Consider the following 8,844-nt stretch of genomic DNA (forward strand, 5'->3'; position numbering starts at 1 on the left):
GGGGTGACCCGGATGCCCCGGCGTCCCCGGATTGCCGGGCCGGTCCGGCGGGGTCCCATGCTCCCGCCCGTGCCCCCCGTTCCCGCACTGGTCGCCCCCCGCCGGATTCCCCACGCCGATCACATCGACGCTGTTCCCGCACAGGTTGACCGGCACGTCCACCGGCACCTGGACGGTGTTCCCGGAGCCCACTCCCGGTGAGCCGGTGCTGTGGGCGCCCGCGTGCGCGCCCCCCGACGCACCGCGCGCCCCGTTGCCGCAGGCGTTGCCGGCGGCCGGGTTGAGCAGGCCCACCACGTCGACGGTGTTGCCGCAGACGTTCACCGGTACGTGGACCGGGACCTGCACGGTGTTGCCGGACAGTACGCCGGGCGAGCGGGCGGCGGAGCCGGCCGCGCCCGCGTCGGCGTGCGCGTATCCACTGGCCGCCGCGATCACTCCGGTCGCGGCCGCCATCGTCATCAGGCCCTTACGGGTGCCCTGTCGCATGTTCTGATCCCCCCTGGGATGTCCCTGCTTCGACTGGGTGCGGAACCGGTCGGCCCCGGAGCGCGGAGATCGCGCTTCCGGGGCCGACGGTTCGCTGAAGACGCCTTGTGAACGGCTGACGTCAGTCGTTGACGCAGGCGTTGCCGAAGACGGGGTTCAGGAGCCCGATCACGTCGACCGTGTTGCCGCAGACGTTCACCGGAACGTGCACCGGCACCTGGACGACATTGCCGGACAGGACGCCCGGCGAACCCACGGCGGCACCGCTGGCACCGGCGTCGGCGGCGGCCATGCCCGCGCCGGCGAGAACCAGTCCACCAGTGGCGACCGCGGCAGCGACGACCTTCTTGATCATTATTCCTCCTAGTTGGAAACGCGGCCCCAAGGTGCGGGGTCACATCACGAGTAACGAGGAGGGAGTAATCGGGCTACGAGCTTATCGTCGCATTCACTCTTCTCAGTTGATCTCGTACGCCTGCCTGATTACCCGCGGCGGCATCCGTCACGAGGCGTCGATGAACCGGTCGAGCACCCGCACGCCGAACTGGAGCCCGTCGACCGGAACCCGCTCGTCCACGCCGTGGAACATCCCGGCGAAGTCCAGCTCCGGCGGCAGCTTGAGCGGCGCGAAGCCGAAGCCGCGGATGCCGAGGTCGTCGAACGACTTGGCGTCCGTGCCGCCGGAGAGCATGTACGGCACCGCACGCGCGATCGGGTCCTCGGCCAGCAGTGCGGACTGCATGGCCTCAACGAGGGCACCGTCGAAGCTGGTTTCGACCGCCTTGTCCGCATGGACGTCCGAGCGCCGCACGTTCGGGCCCAGCAGCCGGTCGAGGTCGGTGAGGAACTCCTCCTCGTGGCCCGGCAGGAAGCGGCCGTCGATGTGCGCGGTGGCCTCGCCGGGGATGACGTTGACCTTGTAACCGGCGTTCAGCTGGGTCGGGTTGGCGGTGTTGCTGAGGGTGGCGCCGATGAGCTTGGCGATGCCGCCGAGCCTGGCGAGGGTCGACTCCATGTCCTCGGGGTCGAGTTCGGTGCCGAGCGCGTCGCCGAGTTCGTCCAGGAAGGCGCGGGTGGTCTTGGTGACCCGTACCGGGAACTTGTGGCGCCCGACGCGGGCGACCGCCTCGGAGAGCTCGGTGATGGCGTTGTCGCGGTGGATCATCGAGCCGTGCCCGGCGGTGCCGGCCACGGTCAGCTTCATCCAGTGCATGCCCTTCTCGGCCGTCTGGATCAGATAGAGCCGCCGCTGCTCGTTCACCGTGAAGGAGAACCCGCCGACCTCGCTGATCGCCTCGGTCACGCCTTCGAACAGCTCGGGGTGGTTGTCGACCAGGTACCGGGCACCGTAGGTGCCGCCCGCCTCCTCGTCGGCGAGGAAGGCGACGACGATGTCGCGCGGGGGCTTGCGCCCGCTGCGCAGCCGGTCGCGGACGACCGCGAGGGTCATCGCGTCCATGTCCTTCATGTCGACGGCCCCGCGCCCCCACACGCATCCGTCGGCGACCTCGCCGGAGAAGGGATCGTGGGTCCAGTCGTCCGCGTTGGCCGGTACGACGTCCAGGTGGCCGTGGATCAGCAGTGCCGGCCGGGACGGGTCCTCGCCCTCGATGCGGGCGACGGTGGACGCGCGCCCCGGATGCGACTCGAAGATCTTCGGCTCCAGGCCGACCTCGGCGAGCTTGCCGGCGACGTACTCGGCGGCGGCGCGCTCGCCGGGGCCGGAGTGGTCGCCGTAGTTGCTGGTGTCGAACCGGATCAGCTCGCGGCAGAGGTCCACGACCTCGTCCTCACCGGTGACGCTCCTGGCCGTGTCCGTCTCGCTCACGCTGCTTCCTCCCGCTGTCACTGCTGGTGGGTCCCCCCATCCTCCCCCTGCCCGGCCCGTTCTCGTCCACCCCGCCACAGGGCGTTCACACAGCGGGGGCCCGGGCCGGGGGGTGATCGGACACCCTCGAAAGCCTGGTAATGTTTCCTTCGTCGCCGCGGGGAACACCCCGCGCGACAGACACCTTGTCCGGGTGGCGGAATGGCAGACGCGCTAGCTTGAGGTGCTAGTGCCCTTTATCGGGCGTGGGGGTTCAAGTCCCCCCTCGGACACCACCGAAGGACCCCTGTCGATCAGGGGTCCTTCTGCTTTTCCGGGGTCCGGGCGCGGTCCGGCACAATGGCGCGCATGGCCCGTCGCACCTCCCGTACGTCTTCCCGTACCGCCGCTCCCGCCTCCTGCCCCTGCGGGCTGCCGGGGGCCTACGCCGACTGCTGTGGGCGGTTCCATTCGGGGGGCGTCGCCGCGCCGAGTGCGGAGGCGCTGATGCGGTCGCGGTACAGCGCGTTCGTGGTGGGAGACGCGGAGTATCTGGTGCGGACCTGGCATCCGCGGACGCGGCCCGGAGAGCTCGACCTCGATCCCGGTATGCGGTGGACAGGGCTGGAGATCCTGGACACCGAGGGCGGTTCGGCCTTCCACACGACCGGGACCGTGACGTTCCGGGCCTCGTACCGGGGCGGTTCGCTGCACGAGCGGAGCCGGTTCGAGCGGGTGGAGGGGGCGTGGGTGTACGTCGACGGGGAGTTCCTCGACTGACCGTGCCCTACGGCACCAGGATGTCGAGTTCCTGGAGCGCGCCCACGGTGATCTCCCTCGTCAGTTCCTCCGCGCGGGCGCTGTCGCCGGCGCGGACGGCCTCGGCGACGCGGACGTGCAGGGTGACGGCCGGCGGGTCGGGGTCGGCGAACATCACGTCGTGATGGGTGCGGCCGGCGAGGACCTCGGCGACGACGTCCCCGAGCCGGGCGAACATCTCGTTGCCGGACGCCGTGAGGATGATCCGGTGGAAGGCGATGTCGTGGATCAGGTACTGGTCCAGTTTGTGGCCGCGTGAGTTGGCGACCATGCCGAGCGCGCACTCGGTGAGTTCGGCGCACTGCTCGGCGGTGGCGTTGCGGGCGGTCAGGCCCGCCGCGACGGGCTCGATCGCGGAGCGCAGCACGGTCAGCGAGCGCAGTTGGTGCGGGCGGTCGGCGCCCGCGAGGCGCCAGCGGATGACCTGCGGATCGTAGACGTTCCACTCGTGCTTGGGGCGGACCGTGACGCCGACGCGACGGCGGGAGGCGACCAGGTGCATGGACTCCAGCACGCGGACCGCTTCGCGCATCACGGAGCGGGAGACGTCGAACTGCTGTGCGAGTTCGTCGGTGCGCAGCACGCTGCCCGGCGGGTACTCGCCCGCCGTGATCGCGGGGCCGAGGGTGTCCAGTACGCGGCCGTGCAGCCCCCGGCCCGGTGTGCTCATGCACTCAGCGTACGGCCTGGATCACAGCCATAAAAAGTCAGACTTATATGTCACACCCACTTGAATTTGTCGTACCTAATGGGTTTCAGTACATCGACGCCGGAGTACGGCGTCGATGTCGAAGAAGACAGCGAGGCAGTCATGCGCACCCCCCAGGTCGTCGTCGTGATGGGCGTCGCCGGGACGGGCAAGACCACGATCGGTCCTTTGCTCGCCGCCCGGCTGGGCGTCCCGTACGCCGAGGGCGACGACTTCCACCCGCAGGCGAACATCGACAAGATGTCGGCGGGCACCCCCCTGGAAGACGCCGACCGGTGGCCGTGGCTCGATGCCATCGGGCGCTGGGCGCACGGGCGGGCGGGGCTCGGCGGGGTGGTCAGCAGCTCGGCGCTGAAGCGGTCGTACCGCGACCGGCTGCGGGCCGAGGCCCCCGGTGTGGTGTTCGTGCACCTGACCGGCAGCCGTGAGCTGATCGAGAGCCGGATGTCCCAGCGTCAGGGCCACTTCATGCCGACCGCGCTGCTGGACTCGCAGTTCGCCACGCTCCAGCCGCTCCAGGCGGACGAGGCGGGTGTCGCCGTCGACGTCAGCGGGTCCCCCGAGGAGATCACCGAGCGGGCGGCCGAGGCTCTGGCCGCGTTCGCCGCCGCGTAGTCCCCCTCCGCGGAACCGCAGTACCGCAGTACCGCAGTACCGCAGTACCCCCCTTTTCTCCACCCCCCTCATGTCCCCCGAATCCCCGTAACCGCAAGGGAACCCCGTGACCAGACTCAGCGTCGAGATGCTGGCAGCGGACACCGTCCAGCCGATCACCTCGGCCGGCCACGCCCAGTTGGGCATAGCCGTCCTGGCGGGCATCGCCGTCATCGTTTTTCTCATCACCAAGTTCAAGCTCCACGCCTTCCTGGCCCTGACCATCGGTTCCCTGGTGCTCGGAGCGGTGGCCGGTGCCCCGCTCGACAAGGCGATCGTGAGTTTCACGACCGGCCTGGGCAGCACGGTCGCCGGTGTCGGTGTGCTGATCGCGCTCGGCGCGATCCTCGGCAAGCTGCTCGCCGACTCCGGCGGCGCCGACCAGATCGTCGACACGATCCTCGCCAAGGCGGGCGGCCGTGCGATGCCGTGGGCCATGGTGCTCATCGCGTCCGTAATCGGTCTGCCGCTGTTCTTCGAGGTCGGCATCGTGCTGCTGATCCCGGTCGTCCTGATGGTCGCCCGGCGCGGCAACTACTCGCTGATGCGCATCGGCATCCCGGCGCTGGCCGGTCTGTCCGTGATGCACGGCCTGATCCCGCCGCACCCCGGCCCGCTGGTAGCGATCGACGCGGTCAAGGCCAACCTGGGCGTCACGCTGGCGCTCGGCATCGTGGTCGCCATCCCGACCGTGATCATCGCCGGCCCGCTGTTCTCCAAGGTCGCCGCCCGCTGGGTGGACGTCCAGGCGCCGGACCGGATGATCCCGGAGCGCGCCTCGGAGAACCTTGAGCGCCGTCCGGGCTTCGGAGCCACGCTGGTCACCATGCTGCTGCCGGTGGTGCTGATGCTGGCGAAGGCCCTGGTGGACATCGTCATCGACGACCCGGCCAACATGACCCAGCGGGTCTTCGACGTGGTCGGCTCCCCGCTGGTCGCGCTGCTCGCCGCGGTGATCGTCGGCTTCTTCACGCTGGGCCGCGCCGCGGGCTTCACCAAGGGCCGGCTCCAGCAGACCGTCGAGAAGGGCCTGATGCCGATCGCCGGCATCCTGCTGATCGTCGGCGCGGGCGGTGGCTTCAAGCAGACGCTGATCGACTGCGGTGTGGGCCAGATGATCCTGGACATCTCCAAGGACTGGTCGATCCCGGCGCTGCTGCTGGCCTGGCTGATCGCGGTGGCGATCCGGCTCGCGACCGGCTCCGCCACGGTGGCGACGGTCTCGGCGGCCGGTCTGGTCGCGCCGCTCGCGGCCGACATGTCGACCACGCACACGGCCCTGCTGGTGCTGGCCATCGGCGCCGGTTCGCTCTTCTTCAGCCATGTCAACGACGCCGGCTTCTGGCTGGTGAAGGAGTACTTCGGCCTGAGCGTCGGCCAGACGGTGAAGACCTGGTCGGTGATGGAGACCATCATCTCGGTGGTCGCGGGCGGCCTGGTCCTGCTGCTGTCACTGGTCATCTAGGAGCGGTACGGCGATGACGGCTCACCCTCTCTTCGACATCAGCGGCCGTACGGCCCTGGTCACCGGTTCCAGCCGGGGCATCGGACTCGCCCTGGCCCGTGGTCTCGCCGAGGCGGGCTGCACCGTGGTCCTCAACGGACGTGACGGTGACCGCCTCGCGCGGGCGGCGGCGGAACTGCCGGGCGACCTGGTGCACACGGCGGTGTTCGACGTGACCGACGGCCCCTCGGTGGCCGCCGGGATCGCCGAGGTCGAGGAGCGGGTGGGCCCGCTGGACATCCTGGTCAACAACGCGGGGATGCAACTGCGGGCGCCGCTGCTGGAGTTCACCGACTCCGACTGGCACCGCATCCTCGACACCAATCTCACCAGCGCGTTCCTCACCGGCCGCGAGGCCGCCCGGCGGATGACCGGGCGCGGCCGCGGCAAGATCGTGAACGTGTGCTCGCTGCAGAGCGAGGTGGTCCGCCCCGGCATCGCGCCGTACGCGGCGGCCAAGGGCGCGCTGAAGATGCTCACCAAGGGCATGTGCGCGGACTGGGGTCCGCGGGGCGTGCAGGTCAACGGGCTGGGGCCCGGTTACATCGAGACCGAGCTGACGCGGCCGCTGGTCGAGGACGCCGAGTTCAGCGCGTGGGTGCGGGGGCGGACCCCGGCCGGGCGCTGGGGGCGTACCGAGGACCTGGTCGGCGGCCTGCTGTTCCTGGTCTCCCCCGCCGCCGACTTCGTCACCGGCCAGGTGCTCTACGTCGACGGCGGCATGACGAGCGTGCTCTGAGCACGCGGCCTCACGGGCGCCAGAGCGGGTGTTCCCGCTCCGCCCACTCCCGGCTCACGGTGCCGGTGCGCAGTCCCCGCCGCGCCTCCGGGTCGCCGAGGGCCTTGCCGATGTGTCCCGCGAGCACCACGCCGACGGTGAGGGCCAGCCAGTCGTGCACGAAGGTGGCCGAGGTGCGCCACAGCAGCGGGGTGAGATGGGTGAACCACATCATCAGGCCGGTGCCGAGCATCACCAGGACGGCCCCGGCGATCCAGGCCGTGTAGACCTTCTGCCCCGCGTTGAACTTGCCCGCGGGGCGCTCCGCGTACCGCCGGTCCCGGCGCAGGGCGGCGCGCAGCCAGCGCCGGTCGTGCGGGCCGAACCGGTTGAGCGCGCCCAGGTCGGCGCGGAACGCCCGCGAGACCAGACCCAGCAGCACCGGCACCGGCAGCGCGAGCCCGGCCCATTCGTGGACGCGTACGACGAGTTCGCGGCGGCCGACCAGCACGGCGAGCTGGGGCACGTAGAGGCAGGCGGCCGTGGCCACGCAGACGGCCATGAGGGCGGCGCTCGTGCGGTGGACCCAGCGTTCGGCGGGGGTGAAGCGGTGGACGCGGGCGCTGGTGGGCGCCGGGGTGTCAGCTCGTAGGGTCATCGGTCCGTCCGTTCGAGCGGCCGACCCAGGCGTCGACGTCGTAGCCGAGTCTCTCCCAGTAACCGGGCTCGACGTGGTCGCTGACGGTGATGCCGGAGAGCCATTTGGCGGACTTGTAGAAGTACATCGGGGCGACATAGAGGCGGACGGGGCCGCCGTGATCGTGGCCGATGTCCTTGCCCTGCATGCGCAGCGCCACCAGGACGTCCGGGCGGCGGGCCTGGTCGAGGGTGAGGCTCTCGGTGTAGGTGCCGTCGAAGCAGGTGAAGCGGATGGCCCGGGCGGTGGGGCGGACGCCGGCCGCGTCCAGCAGGGTGCTCAGGCGGACGCCCTCGAAGGGGGTGGCCGGCACGCGCCAGCCGGTGACGCACTGGACGTCCCTGGTCAGCCGGGTGCGGGGCAGGGCGCGCAGGTCGGCGAGGCTGTAGGCGCGGGGGTGGTCCACCAGGCCGTCGACGGTGAGCCTGTAGTCGGCGGGGCCCTTGTGCGGGACGGAGGCGGCGACGGAGTAGTACCGGAAGCCGCCGCCGTTGGGGAGCAGGCCGCTCAGGCCGGTGGGGTCCTGTCCGGAGAGGGCGCCGAGCGCGCTCTCCGCGCCGCGTTGCAGCCAGGGCGCGGTGGCGACACCGAGCGCGCCCAGGCCGAGGGTGCCGAGGAAGACACGGCGGCCGATGGGCCTGCCGTGCGCGTCGGGGTCTTCGGCGGGGTCGGGGGCGTGCCGGTCCGGGTCGGGGGTCACGTCGTCATTCGAGCACGGGTGGGGGCCGTGGGGCCAGTGGTTCCGGGGGTCAGCCGGTGGCCAGGGCATGGGCGCGGGCCTGGTGGAAGGCAGCCCAGGGGTCCTGGCCGGTGTAGGACCAGGGGGCGCGGGTGGCGTGCGGGCCTATGCGGTGGAAGAGGGCCGCGGCCTCGGCGGGGCGCCCGGCGGCGGACATGGCGAACGCCAGGTGGTTCAGATCGAGGTGGCGGCGGGGGTGTTCGTCGTGCTCCCACTCCAGCCACCAGTCGAACGCGGCCCGCAGCACCCGGCGGGCGCGGGGGCCGGTCCAGTGGGCGCAGGGGGCCGGGCCGGGGACGGCCGGGGCGAGACCGGCGGCGGCGAGGACGCGGTGGCGTTCGGCGTACGCGACGACCGGGAGGACGGCGAGCGGGGAATCGGCGGGGGCCTCGGCGGCGGCGCGCTCGGCCGTGTCGTACGCCTCGTGGGACTCGGGGCCGCCGGGCGGGCGTTCGGCGAGACCGGCGATGAGCAGGTGGTGGCCGTGGTGGTGCTCGGGGTGGCGGGCGCGCAGTTCCTTGAAGGCGGCGGTCAGTTCCGACTCGGGGCCGAGGGCGCGGGCCAGCAGGAGCAGGCCGAGCCAGGGCGTGGGGTCGGCGGGTGCCAGTCCGGCGGCGGTGCGGCAGGAGGCGCGGGCGTGCTCGGGGTCCTCCTCGCCGCGCAGTGTGCGGTGGACCAGGGCGAGGGCGAGCAGGGTGGCCGCGTCGG

Annotated in this window: 10 protein-coding genes, 1 tRNA gene and 1 pseudogene; 5 read left to right on the forward strand and 7 right to left on the reverse strand. The window is 71.5% G+C overall.

What is annotated here, in order from left to right; all coding sequences use genetic code 11:
* The 3 genes from GT030_RS24420 to GT030_RS24430 form a co-directional block, all read right to left on the reverse strand.
* A partial coding sequence (locus tag GT030_RS24420) for a chaplin (RefSeq protein WP_161202940.1) occupies positions 1-489 on the reverse strand: 489 nt, incomplete at its 3' end.
* 121 nt (positions 490-610) lie between these two features.
* Complete coding sequence (gene chpH / locus GT030_RS24425) at positions 611-844, reverse strand: chaplin ChpH (RefSeq protein ID WP_161202941.1); 234 nt, start codon at positions 842-844, stop codon at positions 611-613.
* A gap of 147 nt (positions 845-991) precedes the next feature.
* Entirely contained in the window at positions 992-2,317 is a 1,326-nt protein-coding gene (locus tag GT030_RS24430; protein ID WP_161202942.1) for a M20/M25/M40 family metallo-hydrolase, read from the reverse strand.
* 187 nt (positions 2,318-2,504) lie between these two features.
* Between GT030_RS24430 and GT030_RS24435 the strand changes: the two genes are divergently transcribed.
* Together GT030_RS24435 and GT030_RS24440 are read left to right on the forward strand one after the other, a co-directional pair.
* A tRNA-Leu gene (locus tag GT030_RS24435) sits at positions 2,505-2,592 on the forward strand.
* A 73-nt stretch (positions 2,593-2,665) separates the two neighbouring features.
* Complete coding sequence (locus tag GT030_RS24440; RefSeq protein WP_161202943.1) at positions 2,666-3,076, forward strand: YchJ family protein; 411 nt, start codon at positions 2,666-2,668, stop codon at positions 3,074-3,076.
* 7 nt (positions 3,077-3,083) lie between these two features.
* Here the strand turns inward: GT030_RS24440 and GT030_RS24445 are convergent, their stop codons facing one another.
* Positions 3,084-3,785 carry a FadR/GntR family transcriptional regulator gene (locus GT030_RS24445; protein WP_086693408.1) on the reverse strand — a complete coding sequence of 234 codons (702 nt, stop codon included), beginning with the start codon at positions 3,783-3,785 and terminating at the stop codon, positions 3,084-3,086.
* 141 nt (positions 3,786-3,926) lie between these two features.
* On the opposite strand from GT030_RS24445, the gene GT030_RS24450 reads away from it, so the two are divergent.
* The 3 genes from GT030_RS24450 to GT030_RS24460 all read left to right on the forward strand — a co-directional run bounded on the left by GT030_RS24450 (position 3,927) and on the right by GT030_RS24460 (position 6,721).
* Positions 3,927-4,439, forward strand: coding sequence for a gluconokinase (locus GT030_RS24450; protein WP_135792613.1), 513 nt, complete (start codon positions 3,927-3,929; stop codon positions 4,437-4,439).
* Positions 4,440-4,545: 106 nt separating this feature from the next.
* Positions 4,546-5,943, forward strand: coding sequence for a gluconate:H+ symporter (locus GT030_RS24455; RefSeq protein WP_161202944.1), 1,398 nt, complete (start codon positions 4,546-4,548; stop codon positions 5,941-5,943).
* A 13-nt stretch (positions 5,944-5,956) separates the two neighbouring features.
* Positions 5,957-6,721 carry an SDR family oxidoreductase gene (locus GT030_RS24460; RefSeq protein ID WP_161202945.1) on the forward strand — a complete coding sequence of 255 codons (765 nt, stop codon included), beginning with the start codon at positions 5,957-5,959 and terminating at the stop codon, positions 6,719-6,721.
* Between the two features lie 10 nt (positions 6,722-6,731).
* Here the strand turns inward: GT030_RS24460 and GT030_RS24465 are convergent, their stop codons facing one another.
* The 3 genes and pseudogenes from GT030_RS24465 to GT030_RS24475 all read right to left on the reverse strand — a co-directional run.
* Positions 6,732-7,358, reverse strand: a complete 627-nt coding sequence (locus tag GT030_RS24465; protein ID WP_161202946.1) for a cytochrome b/b6 domain-containing protein — start codon at positions 7,356-7,358, stop codon at positions 6,732-6,734.
* The gene (locus GT030_RS24470) at positions 7,342-8,097 is read right to left on the reverse strand and encodes a molybdopterin-dependent oxidoreductase (protein ID WP_346009736.1); all 756 of its coding nucleotides are present in this window, start codon (positions 8,095-8,097) and stop codon (positions 7,342-7,344) included. The genes GT030_RS24465 and GT030_RS24470 overlap by 17 nt, the downstream gene beginning before the upstream one ends.
* Before the next feature lie 49 nt (positions 8,098-8,146).
* Positions 8,147-8,844 (reverse strand): annotated as a pseudogene (locus tag GT030_RS24475) (hypothetical protein); the annotation flags it as partial.

The sequence above is a fragment of the Streptomyces sp. SID1328 genome (genome assembly GCF_009865595.1).
GTDB lineage: Bacteria > Actinomycetota > Actinomycetes > Streptomycetales > Streptomycetaceae > Streptomyces > Streptomyces griseoluteus.